Source organism: Streptosporangium sp. NPDC004631 (assembly GCF_053601935.1).
Genome location: NZ_JBSGCR010000004.1, coordinates 286,903 through 300,964, shown reverse-complemented (window position 1 = coordinate 300,964; position 14,062 = coordinate 286,903). Strand labels below are relative to the sequence as shown.

At 65.9% G+C, this 14,062-nt stretch carries 24 protein-coding genes; all 24 read left to right on the top strand.

All coding sequences use genetic code 11. The features are described from left to right. Window positions 1–78 precede the first annotated feature (78 nt). Entirely contained in the window at window positions 79–450 is a 372-nt protein-coding gene (gene rpsL / locus ACWEF2_RS06235) for a 30S ribosomal protein S12 (RefSeq protein ID WP_012887826.1), read from the top strand. 2 nt (window positions 451–452) lie between these two features. Further along, a complete protein-coding gene (rpsG, locus tag ACWEF2_RS06230) occupies window positions 453–923 on the top strand; it encodes a 30S ribosomal protein S7 (RefSeq protein ID WP_355594210.1) in 471 nt (156 codons plus the stop codon). Window positions 924–1,010: 87 nt separating this feature from the next. Continuing rightward, window positions 1,011–3,059 carry an elongation factor G gene (gene fusA, locus ACWEF2_RS06225; RefSeq protein ID WP_453812441.1) on the top strand — a complete coding sequence of 683 codons (2,049 nt, stop codon included), beginning with the start codon at window positions 1,011–1,013 and terminating at the stop codon, window positions 3,057–3,059. Window positions 3,060–3,151: 92 nt separating this feature from the next. Next, window positions 3,152–4,345: an elongation factor Tu gene (gene tuf, locus ACWEF2_RS06220; protein WP_453812396.1), complete on the top strand. Its 1,194-nt coding sequence runs from the start codon at window positions 3,152–3,154 to the stop codon at window positions 4,343–4,345. A gap of 259 nt (window positions 4,346–4,604) precedes the next feature. Beyond that, the gene (gene rpsJ / locus ACWEF2_RS06215; RefSeq protein ID WP_012887830.1) at window positions 4,605–4,913 is read left to right on the top strand and encodes a 30S ribosomal protein S10; all 309 of its coding nucleotides are present in this window, start codon (window positions 4,605–4,607) and stop codon (window positions 4,911–4,913) included. Window positions 4,914–4,927: 14 nt separating this feature from the next. After that, window positions 4,928–5,581, top strand: a complete 654-nt coding sequence (gene rplC / locus ACWEF2_RS06210) for a 50S ribosomal protein L3 (RefSeq protein WP_453812394.1) — start codon at window positions 4,928–4,930, stop codon at window positions 5,579–5,581. Continuing rightward, a complete protein-coding gene (gene rplD, locus ACWEF2_RS06205) occupies window positions 5,578–6,225 on the top strand; it encodes a 50S ribosomal protein L4 (protein ID WP_453812392.1) in 648 nt (215 codons plus the stop codon). Before rplC ends, rplD begins: the two co-directional genes overlap by 4 nt. After that, a complete protein-coding gene (gene rplW, locus ACWEF2_RS06200; RefSeq protein WP_355594200.1) occupies window positions 6,225–6,527 on the top strand; it encodes a 50S ribosomal protein L23 in 303 nt (100 codons plus the stop codon). Before rplD ends, rplW begins: the two co-directional genes overlap by 1 nt. Before the next feature lie 88 nt (window positions 6,528–6,615). Further along, window positions 6,616–7,452, top strand: a complete 837-nt coding sequence (rplB, locus tag ACWEF2_RS06195) for a 50S ribosomal protein L2 (RefSeq protein ID WP_271220144.1) — start codon at window positions 6,616–6,618, stop codon at window positions 7,450–7,452. 11 nt (window positions 7,453–7,463) lie between these two features. Next, on the top strand, window positions 7,464–7,742 hold the full coding sequence (gene rpsS, locus ACWEF2_RS06190; protein WP_030451498.1) for a 30S ribosomal protein S19: 279 nt from the start codon (window positions 7,464–7,466) through the stop codon (window positions 7,740–7,742). A 111-nt stretch (window positions 7,743–7,853) separates the two neighbouring features. Next, a complete protein-coding gene (rplV, locus tag ACWEF2_RS06185) occupies window positions 7,854–8,207 on the top strand; it encodes a 50S ribosomal protein L22 (protein WP_089210179.1) in 354 nt (117 codons plus the stop codon). Then, entirely contained in the window at window positions 8,207–9,076 is an 870-nt protein-coding gene (gene rpsC, locus ACWEF2_RS06180; RefSeq protein ID WP_355594198.1) for a 30S ribosomal protein S3, read from the top strand. Before rplV ends, rpsC begins: the two co-directional genes overlap by 1 nt. A 2-nt stretch (window positions 9,077–9,078) precedes the next feature. Beyond that, window positions 9,079–9,498: a 50S ribosomal protein L16 gene (gene rplP, locus ACWEF2_RS06175; protein WP_012887838.1), complete on the top strand. Its 420-nt coding sequence runs from the start codon at window positions 9,079–9,081 to the stop codon at window positions 9,496–9,498. After that, complete coding sequence (gene rpmC / locus ACWEF2_RS06170) at window positions 9,498–9,734, top strand: 50S ribosomal protein L29 (protein WP_012887839.1); 237 nt, start codon at window positions 9,498–9,500, stop codon at window positions 9,732–9,734. Before rplP ends, rpmC begins: the two co-directional genes overlap by 1 nt. Then, on the top strand, window positions 9,727–10,011 hold the full coding sequence (gene rpsQ, locus ACWEF2_RS06165; protein ID WP_355594196.1) for a 30S ribosomal protein S17: 285 nt from the start codon (window positions 9,727–9,729) through the stop codon (window positions 10,009–10,011). The genes rpmC and rpsQ overlap by 8 nt, the downstream gene beginning before the upstream one ends. A gap of 257 nt (window positions 10,012–10,268) precedes the next feature. Next, window positions 10,269–10,637 (top strand): 50S ribosomal protein L14, encoded by a 369-nt coding sequence (rplN, locus tag ACWEF2_RS06160; protein ID WP_012887841.1) that lies wholly within the window; start codon window positions 10,269–10,271, stop codon window positions 10,635–10,637. A gap of 8 nt (window positions 10,638–10,645) precedes the next feature. Beyond that, complete coding sequence (gene rplX / locus ACWEF2_RS06155) at window positions 10,646–10,945, top strand: 50S ribosomal protein L24 (RefSeq protein ID WP_453812439.1); 300 nt, start codon at window positions 10,646–10,648, stop codon at window positions 10,943–10,945. Next, a complete protein-coding gene (gene rplE, locus ACWEF2_RS06150; protein WP_453812386.1) occupies window positions 10,945–11,529 on the top strand; it encodes a 50S ribosomal protein L5 in 585 nt (194 codons plus the stop codon). The genes rplX and rplE overlap by 1 nt, the downstream gene beginning before the upstream one ends. Window positions 11,530–11,531: 2 nt before the next feature. Continuing rightward, complete coding sequence (locus tag ACWEF2_RS06145) at window positions 11,532–11,717, top strand: type Z 30S ribosomal protein S14 (RefSeq protein WP_012887844.1); 186 nt, start codon at window positions 11,532–11,534, stop codon at window positions 11,715–11,717. A gap of 140 nt (window positions 11,718–11,857) precedes the next feature. Beyond that, window positions 11,858–12,256, top strand: coding sequence for a 30S ribosomal protein S8 (gene rpsH / locus ACWEF2_RS06140; RefSeq protein WP_355594192.1), 399 nt, complete (start codon window positions 11,858–11,860; stop codon window positions 12,254–12,256). A gap of 17 nt (window positions 12,257–12,273) precedes the next feature. Beyond that, entirely contained in the window at window positions 12,274–12,816 is a 543-nt protein-coding gene (gene rplF / locus ACWEF2_RS06135; protein ID WP_355594190.1) for a 50S ribosomal protein L6, read from the top strand. A gap of 2 nt (window positions 12,817–12,818) precedes the next feature. Continuing rightward, complete coding sequence (gene rplR, locus ACWEF2_RS06130; protein ID WP_355594188.1) at window positions 12,819–13,202, top strand: 50S ribosomal protein L18; 384 nt, start codon at window positions 12,819–12,821, stop codon at window positions 13,200–13,202. Window positions 13,203–13,242: 40 nt separating this feature from the next. Then, complete coding sequence (gene rpsE / locus ACWEF2_RS06125) at window positions 13,243–13,875, top strand: 30S ribosomal protein S5 (protein WP_271220150.1); 633 nt, start codon at window positions 13,243–13,245, stop codon at window positions 13,873–13,875. Between the two features lie 4 nt (window positions 13,876–13,879). Next, complete coding sequence (rpmD, locus tag ACWEF2_RS06120; RefSeq protein WP_068896549.1) at window positions 13,880–14,062, top strand: 50S ribosomal protein L30; 183 nt, start codon at window positions 13,880–13,882, stop codon at window positions 14,060–14,062.

The following is a 14,062-nucleotide window of genomic DNA, read 5'->3' as shown; positions in this document are numbered from 1 at the left end:
AAACCGCAGGTCATGACACCGGCAGTGCCTGCAAAAGCATCAATATTCGAATCACCGGCAAGCACGAACGGAGACGCGGTGCCCACGATTCAGCAGCTGGTCCGCAAGGGCCGCCAGGACAAGGTCACCAAGACCAAAACCCCGGCGCTCAAGGCCAGCCCCCAGCGACGCGGCACCTGCATGCGCGTTTACACCACGACCCCCAAGAAGCCGAACTCCGCGCTCCGCAAGGTCGCGCGTGTCCGGCTCACCAACGGTATCGAGGTCACGGCCTACATCCCGGGTGTCGGTCACAACCTTCAGGAGCACTCCATCGTGCTCGTCCGCGGTGGTCGTGTGAAGGACCTGCCGGGTGTTCGCTACAAGATCATCCGCGGCTCGCTGGACACCCAGGGTGTCCGTAACCGCAAGCAGGCCCGTAGCCGTTACGGCGCGAAGAAGGAGAAGTAACAATGCCTCGCAAGGGTTCTCCTGGCCGCCGTCAGCTCATGGCTGACCCGGTCCACAACTCGCCGCTGGTCACCGCGCTCATCAACAAGGTGCTCCTGGACGGCAAGCGCTCCATCGCCCAGTCCATCGTGTACGGCGCCCTTGAGGGTGCCAGGGACAAGACCGGCAACGACCCGGTCGTCACCCTGAAGCGGGCGCTGGACAACGTCAAGCCCACCCTTGAGGTCCGCAGCCGCCGTGTCGGTGGCGCGACCTACCAGGTCCCGGTCGAGGTGCGCGCCGCGCGCAGCACCACCCTGGCCCTGCGCTGGCTGGTGCAGTACTCCCGCGCCCGCCGTGAGAAGACCATGACCGAGCGCCTCATGAACGAACTGCTCGATGCCAGCAACGGCCTCGGCGCCAGCGTCAAGAAGCGCGAGGACACCCACAAGATGGCCGAGTCCAACAAGGCCTTCGCCCACTACCGCTGGTAACAGCGGGTTCCACGAGACGACGAGGACGCGAGAGAAGTGGCCACCACGACCGCTCTTGACCTGGCCAAGGTCCGAAACATCGGCATCATGGCCCACATCGACGCGGGCAAGACCACGACGACCGAGCGCATCCTGTTCTACACCGGTATCAACTACAAGATCGGTGAAGTCCACGAGGGCGCAGCCACGATGGACTGGATGGAGCAGGAGCAGGAGCGGGGTATCACCATCACCTCCGCCGCCACGACCTGCGAGTGGCTCGGCCACACGATCAACATCATCGACACGCCCGGTCACGTGGACTTCACGATCGAGGTGGAGCGCTCGCTCCGCGTCCTCGACGGTGCCGTCGCCGTGTTTGACGGCGTCGCCGGTGTGGAGCCCCAGTCCGAGACGGTGTGGCGTCAGGCCGACCGTTACGGCGTGCCCCGCATCTGCTTCGTCAACAAGCTCGACCGCGTCGGCGCGGAGTTCCACCGCTGCGTCGACATGATGGTCACCCGTCTGCACGCGACCCCCGCGGTCCTCCAGCTTCCCTGGGGCGTCGAGGCCGACTTCAAGGGCGTCATCGACCTGGTCAGGATGAAGGGTCTGCTCTGGAGCGCCGAGGCGGCCAAGGGCGAGATGTACGAGGTCGTGGAGATCCCGACCGAGCACGCCGAGGCCGCCCGCGAGTGGCGTGACAAGCTTGTCGAGACCATCTCCGAGCACGACGACGAGCTGATGGAGCTCTTCCTTGAGGGCGTCGAGCCCACCGAGGAGCAGCTGGTGGCGGCCATTCGCCGCGCCACGCTGGCCAGCGCCATCAACCCGGTCCTGACCGGCACCGCGTTCAAGAACAAGGGCATCCAGCCCCTGCTCGACGCGATCGTCGCCTACCTCCCCGCGCCGACCGACATCCCGGCCTTCAAGGGCCACGCGGTCGGCAACGAGGACGAGGTCATCGAGCGTCACGCGGACCCGAACGAGCCGTTCTCCGCGCTGGCATTCAAGATCATGAGTGACCAGCACCTGGGTCGTCTCACCTACATCCGTATCTACTCCGGCACGCTGGAGACCGGCACCGCCGTGGTCAACGCGGTGAAGGGGCGCAAGGAGCGGATCGGCAAGATCTACCAGATGCACGCCAACAAGCGCGAGGAGCGCCCGTCGGCCGTCGCCGGTCAGATCGTCGCCGTCATGGGTCTGAAGGACACCACGACCGGTGACACCCTGGCCGACCCGGCCAAGCCGGTCGTCCTTGAGTCGATGAACTTCCCGGCGCCGGTCATCAACGTCGCCATCGAGCCCAAGACCAAGGGCGACCAGGAGAAGCTGGGCACCGCGATCCAGCGCCTGGCCGAGGAGGACCCCTCCTTCCAGGTCCGCAGGGACGACGAGACCGGGCAGACGGTCATCTGGGGTATGGGCGAGCTCCACCTGGAGATCCTCGTCGACCGGATGCGCCGCGAGTTCAAGGTCGAGGCCAACGTCGGCCGGCCGCAGGTGGCCTATCGCGAGACCATCCGCCGCAAGGTGGAGAAGGTCGACTACACCCACAAGAAGCAGACCGGTGGGTCGGGCCAGTTCGCCAAGGTCATCATCGACATCGAGCCGCTGGGCGAGGGCAACGACGGCTACGAGTTCGCCAACAAGGTCTCCGGTGGCCGCATCCCGAGGGAGTACATCCCGTCGGTCGACGCGGGCGCCCAGGAGGCCGCCGAGTTCGGCGTTCTCGCCGGCTATCCCATGGTCGGGGTCAAGGTCACCCTGCAGGACGGCGCCTACCACGAGGTGGACTCGTCCGAAATGGCCTTCAAGATCGCTGGCTCGATGGCCTTCAAGGAGGCCGCGCGCAGGGCGGACGCGGTAATCCTGGAGCCGATGATGGCCGTAGAGGTCACCACGCCTGAGGACTACATGGGCGATGTCATCGGTGACCTCAACGGTCGCCGCGGGCAGATCCAGGCGATGGACGAGCGCGGTGGCAACCGCGTCGTCAACGCGCTCGTGCCGCTCTCCGAGATGTTCGGCTACGTGGGTGACCTCCGTAGCAAGACGCAGGGACGCGCGAGCTACAGCATGCAGTTCGACTCCTATGCGGAAGTGCCTACGCACATCGCCAAGGAGATCGTCGCGAAGGTCCGGGGCGAGTAGTTCTCTCGTCGGCCGGTTCCCGAAGGAACCGGCCTTCCCGAGCCCGAGTGAAAAGACGCAAGTCAAGTCAGAATCTCTAAGGAGACAGAGCAGTGGCCAAGGCCAAGTTCGAGCGGACCAAGCCGCACGTAAACATCGGCACCATTGGGCACATCGACCACGGCAAGACCACTCTGACCGCGGCGATCACCAAGGTGCTCCACGAGCGTTACCCGAACCTCAATGAGGCGACCCCGTTCGACAAGATCGACAAGGCGCCCGAGGAGAAGGCTCGTGGTATCACGATCTCCATCGCGCACGTCGAGTACCAGACCGAGCAGCGCCACTACGCTCACGTGGACTGCCCCGGTCACGCCGACTACGTGAAGAACATGATCACCGGTGCGGCTCAGATGGACGGCGCGATCCTCGTGGTCGCCGCCACCGACGGTCCGATGCCGCAGACGAAGGAGCACGTCCTCCTGGCCCGCCAGGTCGGCGTTCCCTACATCGTGGTCGCCCTGAACAAGGCCGACATGGTGGACGACGAGGAGATCCTGGAGCTCGTCGAGCTTGAGGTCCGTGAGCTTCTCTCGGCCCAGGAGTTCCCCGGCGACGACCTGCCGGTCATTCGCGTCTCGGCGCTGAAGGCGCTTGAGGGCGACACCAAGTGGGGCGACAGCATCATCGAGCTCATGACGGCCGTGGACGAGAACGTCCCGCAGCCGACCCGTGAGACCGACAAGCCGTTCCTCATGCCGATCGAGGACGTCTTCTCGATCACCGGCCGCGGCACCGTCGTGACCGGCCGTATCGAGCGTGGCGTCGTCAAGGTCAACGAGACCGTCGACATCATCGGCATCAAGGACACCAAGACCACCACCACGGTCACCGGTGTCGAGATGTTCCGCAAGCTCCTCGACGAGGGCCAGGCGGGCGACAACGTCGGCCTGCTCCTGCGCGGCATCAAGCGCGAGGACGTCGAGCGCGGCCAGTGCATCATCAAGCCGGGCACGACCACCCCGCACACCGAGTTCGAGGCGCAGGTCTACATCCTGTCCAAGGACGAGGGCGGCCGTCACACGCCGTTCTTCAACAACTACCGTCCCCAGTTCTACTTCCGTACGACTGACGTGACCGGTGTTGTGAACCTGCCCGAGGGCACCGAGATGGTCATGCCCGGTGACAACACCGAGATGAACGTCTCGCTGATCCAGCCCATCGCGATGGAGGACGGTCTCAAGTTCGCCATCCGCGAGGGTGGCCGCACCGTCGGTGCCGGTCGCGTTACCAAGATCCTCAAGTAGTACGACCGCGGAGTGGCGGTCGGCCCTCATCGCAGGACCGACCGCCGCGCCACGACGGGGCTCGGGCCGCACGGCCCGCACCTCGGAACGGCCCACGAACCGTGATCTCGCAATTGGTTCGGCCACTCTGTGACCGAACCGACTGCCAGATCACGGAAGAAAGCGCAGATCGACTGCGTCTGCTACGTGGGACGTGCTCACAGCGGCAACAGGCCGCACGTAACTTTTTCAGACGACAGCGAAGGACACCGAGGCCATTATGGCGGGACAGAAGATCCGCATCCGGCTCAAGGCCTATGACCACGAGGTCATCGACAGCTCGGCCAAGAAGATCGTGGAGACGGTCACGCGGACTGGCGCTAAGGTCGCGGGCCCGGTGCCGCTGCCGACCGAGAAGAACGTGTACTGCGTCATCCGCTCGCCGCACAAGTACAAGGACAGCCGCGAGCACTTTGAGATGCGCACGCACAAGCGGCTGATTGACATCATCGACCCGACGCCGAAGACGGTCGACTCGCTCATGCGACTCGACCTCCCCGCCGGCGTTGACATCTCGATCAAGCTCTGAGGGAACGCACTGACATGGCTAAGCAGATCAAGGGCGTCCTGGGCAAGAAGCTCGGCATGACCCAGGTCTTCGACGCGGACAACCGGATGGTCCCGGTGACCGTCGTCGAGGCTGGTCCGTGCGTCGTGACCCGCGTCCGTACTTCCGAGAAGGACGGCTACTCCGCCGTACAGCTCGGCTTCGGGCAGGTCGACCCGCGGAAGGTCAACAAGCCGCTCGGCGACTACCTGCGCAAGCACGACATCACCCCGCGCCGTTACTTCGCGGAGATCCGTACCGACGACGCGAGCGACTACACCCTCGGCCAGGAGCTTCTGGCCGACACCTTCGAGGCCGGCCAGTTCGTCGACGTGACGGGCAAGAGCAAGGGCAAGGGCTTCGCAGGTGTCATGAAGCGTCACGGCTTCGGGGGTCTGAGCGCCTCGCACGGTACCCAGCGCAAGCACCGCTCGCCGGGTTCCATCGGTGGCTGCGCCACCCCGGGCCGCGTTTTCAAGGGCATGCGCATGGCCGGTCGGATGGGTAACGTCCGCACCACCATCCAGAGCCTCAAGGTCCACGCCGTGGACGCCGAGAAGGGCCTCATCCTGATCAAGGGTGCGATCCCCGGCGCCAACGGCAGTCTGGTTCTCGTCCGCACCGCTGCCAAGAAGGGGGCTGCCAAGTGAGCACCATTGACGTCCTCGACGTGAGCGGCGCGAAGTCCGGCACGGTCGACCTGCCCGGCGACGTCTTCGGCGCCAAGGTCAACATTCCGCTGATCCACCAGGTCGTCGTGGCCCAGCTCGCCGCTCGCCGGCAGGGCACCCACAAGGCCAAGACCCGCGGTGAGGTCAGGGGCGGCGGCAAGAAGCCGTACCGCCAGAAGGGCACCGGCCGCGCCCGTCAGGGTTCGACCCGCGCTCCGCAGTTCACCGGCGGTGGCACCGTCCACGGTCCGGTTCCGCGGGACTACACCCAGAAGACCCCGAAGAAGATGAAGGCCGCCGCCCTGCGCGGCGCCCTGTCCGACCGGGCGACCGGCGGTCGCATCCACGTGGTCAGCGGCCTGGTCGTGGGGGAGACCCCGAAGACCAGGACGGCCCTTGAGGCGCTGCGGAAGATCACACAGGCCCGTAGCGTCCTGGTCGTGGTCGACGAGGGCGACGAGCTCACCTGGCTGAGCCTGCGCAACGCCCCCGAGGTCCACCTGCTGGACTCCGGGCAGCTGAACACCTACGACGTGCTCTGCTACGACGACGTCGTCTTCACTCAGGAGGCGTACGACCAGGTCGTCTCGCGTCTGAGCAAGAGCGGGAAGGAAGACGCCTGATGGAGAAGATCGCCGACCCGCGGGACATCATCATCAAGCCGGTTGTCTCCGAGAAGAGCTACGGCTTGATCGACGAGCACAACAAGTACACGTTCCTGGTGCGGAAGACGGCCAACAAGACGCAGGTCAAGATCGCTATTGAGCAGATCTTCGGCGTCAAGGTGGCGAGCGTCAACACCATCAACCGCCAGGGCAAGCGCAAGCGGACCAAGTTCGGTTACGGTCAGCGCCCCAGCACCAAGCGCGCGATTGTGAGCCTGGTCGAGGGCGACCGGATCGACATCTTCGGCCAGGTCGGCTGACCCGCTCGCTCAGTAAGTAACGGCGAACGCCCCCGCTGAGAGGCGGGGGCACTCGCCCGGATTAACCGACGAAGGATGAACGAAAAAGATGGGCATCCGTAAACTCAAGCCGACGACCCCGGGTCGCCGCGGCGCCAGTGTCTCGGACTTCGCCGAGATCACGCGCAGCACGCCCGAGAAGTCGCTGCTTGCGCCCTTGCACAGCAAGGGCGGCCGTAACGTCCACGGCCGAGTCACCACCCGCCACCAGGGTGGCGGCCACAAGCGCGCGTACCGGATCATCGACTTCCGGCGCCACGACAAGGACGGGATTCCGGCCAAGGTCGCTCACATCGAGTACGACCCGAACCGCACGTCCCGCATCGCGCTGCTGCACTACGCCGACGGGGAGAAGCGCTACATCCTCTGCCCGACCGGCCTGAAGCAGGGCGACAAGATTGAAAACGGCCCCACGGCCGACATCAAGCCGGGTAACTGCCTCCCGCTGCGCAACATCCCGACCGGTACCTTCATCCACGCGGTGGAGCTCCGTCCGGGCGGCGGCGCCAAGCTGGGCCGGTCCGCCGGCGCGCAGATTCAGCTTCTCGCCAAGGAGGGCCAGTACGCCACGCTGCGTATGCCCTCCGGTGAGATGCGCCAGGTCGACGTCCGCTGCCGGGCCTCCATCGGCCAGGTCGGCAACGCCGAGCAGGCCAACATCAACTGGGGTAAGGCCGGCCGTATGCGGTGGAAGGGCAAGCGCCCCACCGTCCGCGGTGTCGCGATGAACCCGGTCGACCACCCGCACGGTGGTGGTGAGGGTAAGACCTCCGGTGGTCGTCACCCCGTCAACCCGAAGGGCAAGCCCGAGGGTCGTACTCGTGCGGCGAACAAGGCCAGCGACCGGCTGATCATCCGTCGTCGGACTAAGCGGAAGAAGCGGTAGGAGCAGCCCAAATGCCACGTAGCCTTAAGAAGGGTCCCTTCGTGGACGACCACCTTCAGAAGAAGGTGGATGCCCAGAACGAGAAGGGCACCAAAAACGTCATCAAGACGTGGTCACGGCGCTCCATGATCGTGCCCGACATGCTCGGTCACACGATCGCCGTTCACGACGGCCGCAAGCACGTCCCGGTGTTCGTCACCGAGTCGATGATCGGCCACAAGCTCGGTGAGTTCGCGCCCACGCGGACGTTCCGCAGCCACGTCAAGGAAGACCGCCGCAGCCGGCGATAAGCGCCTTGGGAAGAGGACGTCGAGCCGGGAACGGCCGGAAGGCGAGAGCCGCACCGATCACCCGTGAGACGGACTCGGCCCACACGAAGCAGAAGGTAAGAGGAGTAAGCGATGGAAGCCAGGGCTCAGGTGCGGTTCGCGCGCCACACGCCCATGAAGGCCCGCCGCGTGGTGGACCTCATTCGCGGGCTGCCCGCTTCGGAGGCGCAGGCCGTGCTGCAGTTCGCTCCCCAGTCGGCGAGCGAGACCGTGTACAAGGTGCTGTCCAGCGCCATTGCCAACGCGGAGCACAACTTCAAACTCGACCGTGGCACGCTCTTCGTGAGCCGCGCCTGGGTCGACGAGGGCCCGACGCTGAAGCGGTTCCGTCCCCGCGCTCAGGGTCGTGCCTATCGGATCAACAAGCGGACGAGCCACATCACCGTGATCGTGGAGTCCCGCGAGCCGAAGGGGAGGACCCGCTAGTGGGTCAGAAGGTTAACCCGCACGGGTTCCGCCTCGGCATCACGACCGACTTCAAGAGCCGGTGGTATGCCGACAAGCTCTACAAGTCGTACGTGGCCGAGGACGTGGCGATCCGCCGCATGCTCAAGAAGGGCATGGAGCGGGCCGGCATCTCCAAGGTGGAGATCGAGCGGACCACCGACCGGGTTCAGGTCGACATTCACACCGCCCGTCCGGGTATCGTCATCGGCCGCCGCGGCGCCGAGGCCGACCGGATCCGCGGTGACCTTGAGAAGCTGACCAAGAAGCAGGTCCAGCTGAACATCCTTGAGGTCAAGAACCCCGAGATCGACGCGCAGCTCGTCGCTCAGGGTGTCGCCGAGCAGCTGTCCAGCCGTGTCTCGTTCCGTCGGGCCATGCGCAAGGCCATGCAGTCGGCCATGAAGAGCGGCGCCAAGGGCATCCGGGTGCAGTGCTCCGGCCGTCTGGGCGGCGCCGAGATGTCGCGCTCGGAGTTCTACCGCGAGGGCCGCGTGCCCCTGCACACGCTCCGCGCCGACATCGACTACGGCCTGTACGAGGCCCGTACCACCTTCGGCCGCATCGGCGTGAAGGTGTGGATCTACAAGGGTGAGGCCCCGACCAGCCGCGCCGAGCGCGAGGCGGCCGCCGCCGGTGCCCGTGCGGGTCAGCGTCGGGACCGTGACGACCGCCGTGGTGGCGGCGCCGGTGGCGACCGTCCCCGTCGTGGTGGCGGCGCCGGTGGCGACCGTCCCCGCCGTGGCGGTGGCGCCGGTGGCCGTGGCGACCGCGCCCCCAGGACCGAGGCGGCCTCTCAGGCTGCCCCCGAGACCGGCCCGGCTGCGCAGCCGGGTGCTGAAGGGAGCTGACCATGCTGATCCCGCGCAGGGTCAAGCACCGCAAGCAGCACCGGCCCGACCGTCACGGTGCCGCCAAGGGCGGCACCAGGGTCGTGTTCGGCGAGTTCGGCATTCAGGCGCTTGAGCACTCCTATGTGACCAACCGTCAGATCGAGTCGGCTCGTATCGCCATGACCCGTCACATCAAGCGTGGCGGCAAGGTCTGGATCAACATCTACCCGGACCGCCCCCTCACCAAGAAGCCGGCCGAGACCCGGATGGGTTCCGGCAAGGGTTCGCCGGAGTGGTGGATCGCCAACGTCAAGCCCGGCCGCGTCATGTTCGAGCTGTCGGGTGTCGCGGAGCCGGTGGCCCGCGAAGCCCTGCGTCGTGCGATGCACAAGCTCCCGATGAAGTGCCGGTTCGTTAAGCGTGAAGTGGGTGAGGCGTGATGGCTAAGGGCCTGACCGCCGGTGAGCTGCGGGTGGAGGACCAGGACACCCTGGTCCAGAAGCTGAAGGAAGCCAAGGAGGAGCTGTTCAACCTCCGCTTCCAGGCCGCGACCGGCCAGTTGGAGAGCCACGGGCGGCTGCGTGCTGTCCGCCGCGAGATCGCCCGTATCTATACCGTGATGCGCGAGCGGGAGCTCGGCATTGTGACGGTTGAGAAGGAGTCGATCGATGGCTGAGACAGCTGCTGAAAGCACGACCAAGGCGCGGAACTACCGCAAGACCCGTGAGGGTCTGGTCGTCAGTGACAAGATGGACAAGACCGTCGTCGTCGCTGTCGAGGACCGCGTCAAGCACCCCTTGTACGGCAAGGTCATCCGTCGGACGACCAAGTACAAGGCACACGACGAGGCCAACTCGTGCGGCATCGGTGACCGGGTTCTCCTGATGGAGACCCGGCCCCTGTCGGCCAGCAAGCGCTGGCGGGTCATTGAGATCCTGGAGAAGGCCAAGTAACGACGCGCCTCGTGGGGGGTGGCCATGTCACCCCCCATGACGGTGTCCAAGGGGGCGGAGTTGATCTCCGTCCCGCCCGTGGCCGCGGTCCGGGGAGGAGCCGGCCAGGCCGGATCCGGTGGAGGGCGCAAGCCGTACCGCCGGGGCACGGTGAGGCAGGCTCGGCCCGGCAGGACTGTCGCCGGGGGAAAAAGACCACATCAGGTTCCGCAAGGCTCACCCGAGGGTGAGAACCGGCGAGACAAACAGGAGTACAAGTGATCCAGCAGGAGTCGCGACTCAAGGTCGCCGACAACACGGGTGCGAAGGAAGTCCTCTGCATCCGCGTTCTCGGCGGCTCGGGTCGGCGCTACGCGGGAATCGGCGACATCATCGTCGCCACGGTCAAGGACGCCATTCCCGGCGGCACCGTGAAGAAGGGCGACGTCGTCAAGGCGGTCATCGTCCGTACTGTCAAGGAGCGCCGCCGGCCCGACGGCTCCTACATCCGCTTCGACGAGAACGCCGCCGTCATCATCAAGGACAGCGGCGACCCTCGTGGTACGCGTATCTTCGGTCCCGTCGGACGTGAGCTGCGTGACAAGAAGTTCATGCGCATCATCTCGCTCGCGCCGGAGGTGTTGTAATGCCGAAGCTGCATGTCAAGAAGGGCGACCTGGTCCTTGTCATCGCCGGCAAGTACAAGGGTACCCAGGGTCGTGTGATCGCCGCCTTCCCGCGCGAGGACCGCGTGGTCGTCGAGGGCGTCAACATGATCAAGAAGCACTCCAAGGAGACCCACCAGGGACCGCGCGGCGCCAAGACCGGCGGTGTGCAGACCATGGAGGCTCCCATCCACGTGAGCAACGTCAAGAAGCTCAAGGATGACGAGAAGCCTGCCAAGAAGGAGCCGGCCAAGAAGGCCGACTCTGACGAGTCGGGTGAGGACAACTGATGACCGCGAACACCACAGAGTCCGTCGAGGTCGGCCGTCCCGTTCCGCGCCTCAAGCAGCGCTACCGCGAAGAGATCATCGCGAAGCTGAACGAGCAGTTCGGGTTCGAGAACATCATGCTGGTGCCCACGATCACCAAGATCAAGGTGAACATGGGTGTCGGCGAGGCCGCGCGCGACTCGAAGCTCATCGACGGTGCGGTCCGTGACCTCACCGCGATCACCGGTCAGAAGCCGGCGGTCGTCCGGGCACGCAAGTCCATCGCCCAGTTCAAGCTGCGCGAGGGCATGCCGATCGGCGCCCACGTCACGCTCCGCGGCGACCGCATGTGGGAGTTCCTCGACCGGCTGCTCTCGCTGGCGCTGCCCCGCATCCGTGACTTCCGCGGCCTGTCGCCCAAGCAGTTCGACGGCAACGGCAACTACACCTTCGGTCTCACCGAGCAGGTCATGTTCCACGAGATCGACCAGGACAAGGTCGACCGCCAGCGTGGCATGGACATCACGGTCGTGACCACCGCTAAGACCGACGACCAGGGCCGGGCGCTGCTCAAGCTTCTCGGATTCCCCTTCAAGGAGGCCTGATCATGGCGAAGACGTCGCTCAAGGTCAAGGCTGCTCGCAAGGCCAAGTTCGAGGTCCGGGCGTACACTCGGTGCTCGCGCTGTGGTCGTCCCCGCGCCGTCTACCGGAAGTTCGGCCTGTGCCGCATCTGCTTCCGTGAGATGGCGCATCGGGGCGAGCTGCCCGGCATCACCAAGTCGAGCTGGTAGTACGCCGCGCGGCCCGCGAACACCGGGGGCCGCGCGGTACCGGCCCCATAGAGAAGTCGTATTCACCGGGCGCTGCCTCAAGCGCCCATGACCACACCGAAGGTCCCTTGCGGAAACCGCGGTGAGGAAGGCCACCGGCCATGACGATGACCGACCCGATCGCAGACATGCTGACGCGTCTGCGAAACGCGAACTCGGCGTACCACGACACCGTGGCGATGCCGTACTCGAAGATCAAGGCGCACATCGCCGAGATCCTCCAGCAGGAGGGTTACATCCAGGCCTGGAGCGTCGAGGACGCCAAGGTCGGAAAGAACCTCGTGGTGGAGCTCAAGTTCGGGCCGAGCCGTGAGCGGTCGCTCTCTGGCCTGCGCCGGGTTTCCAAGCCCGGTCTGCGGGTCTATGCGAAGAAGGACAACCTGCCCCGGGTCCTGGGTGGACTGGGCGTCGCGATCATCTCGACGTCCGGTGGACTCATGACCGACAAGCAGGCCGGCAAGCGTGGAGTGGGCGGGGAAGTCCTCGCCTTCGTTTGGTAGAAGGGAGAAATCACAGCATGTCGAGAATCGGACGGCTGCCCATCCCTGTACCGAACGGCGTGGACGTCGCCATCGACGGCCGGGACGTCACGGTCAAGGGTCCCAAGGGCACGCTCTTTCAGAAGATCGCTGAGCCGATCGACGTCGCCAAGGGTGACGACGGTGTGGTAACCGTCACGCGCCCCAACGACGAGAACAAGGTCCGTGCGCTGCACGGGCTGTCCCGCACGCTGATCGCCAACATGGTGACCGGTGTGACCCAGGGATACTCCAAGACCCTGGAGATCGTGGGTGTCGGTTACCGCGTGCAGGCCAAGAGCCCGACTCAGCTTGAGTTCGCTCTCGGCTTCAGCCACCCGGTGATCGTGGACGCCCCCGAGGGTGTCTCCTTCCGCGTGGAGAAGCCGACCCTGTTCCATGTGGACGGCATCGACAAGCAGAAGGTCGGCGAGATCGCCGCGAACATCCGTAAGTTGCGCAAGCCCGACCCGTACAAGGGCAAGGGTGTGCGTTACCAGGGCGAGGTTATCCGCCGCAAGGTCGGAAAGGCTGGTAAGTAGGCATGGCTGGCAAGACTGCGTTCGGCAAGCACACGGCCGCCCGCGCCGTCTCGCGGGCCCGCCGCCACGGCCGAGTCCGCAAGAAGGTGGTCGGTACGGCCCAGCGTCCGCGCCTGGTCGTCAATCGTTCCACGCGACACCTGTTCGTGCAGATCGTCGACGACTCCCAGGGTCACACGCTGGTGAGCGCCTCCACCATGGACGCCTCCCTGCGCACGGCGCCGGGCGCCAAGACCGACAAGGCGAAGCAGGTCGGCGAGCTTCTCGCTCAGCGGGCCAAGGCCGCCGGGATCACCGCGGTCGTGTTCGACCGTGGTGGAAACCGTTACGCGGGCCGCCTGGCCGCTCTCGCGGACAGTGCCCGTGAAGGCGGGCTGGAGTTCTGATGGCCCGTTCTAACAAGAGCAACGAGAAGAGGAACCACTGATGGCTGGAGCTCCGCGTCGCGGTGGCGCCGCCGGTGGCGAGCGGCGTGATGGTCGTCGTGACGATCGCCGCGGTGGCAACGCCGACAAGGGCGTCTCGTACATCGAGCGCGTCGTAAAGATCAATCGAGTGGCCAAGGTCGTGAAGGGTGGTCGTCGCTTCAGCTTCACCGCCCTCGTCATCGTCGGTGACGGCAACGGCATGGTCGGCGTCGGCTACGGCAAGGCCAAGGAAGTTCCGGCCGCCATCGCCAAGGGCGTCGAAGAGGCCAAGAAGCACTTCTTCAGGGTGCCCCGCATCCAGGGCACCATCCCGCACATCGTGCAGGGTGAAGAGGCCGCGGGTGTCGTCTTCCTCCGTCCGGCCTCGCCCGGTACCGGCGTCATCGCCGGTGGCCCGGTGCGCGCCGTCCTGGAGTGCGCCGGCATCCACGACGTCCTGTCCAAGTCGCTTGGCTCGGACAACCCGATCAACATCGTGCACGCCACCGTGGCCGCTCTGAAGGGCCTCAGCCGCCCCGAGGAGATCGCGGCCCGCCGTGGCCTGCCGATCGAGGACGTCGCCCCCAAGGCGATGCTCAAGGCTCGCGCCGAGGGTCTCGCCGAGGCCGCGGCAGCCAAGGCGGTGAGCTGAACCGATGGCACGCCTGAAGATCACGCAGGTCCGCTCCAAGATCGGCGGCAAGCAGAACCAGCGTGACTCGCTGCGTTCGCTCGGTCTGAAGCGAATCGGCGACGTCGTCGTCAAGGAGGACCGCCCGGAGATCCGCGGCATGGTCTCCGTGGTGACGCACCTCGTCACCGTGGAAGAGGTCGACTGA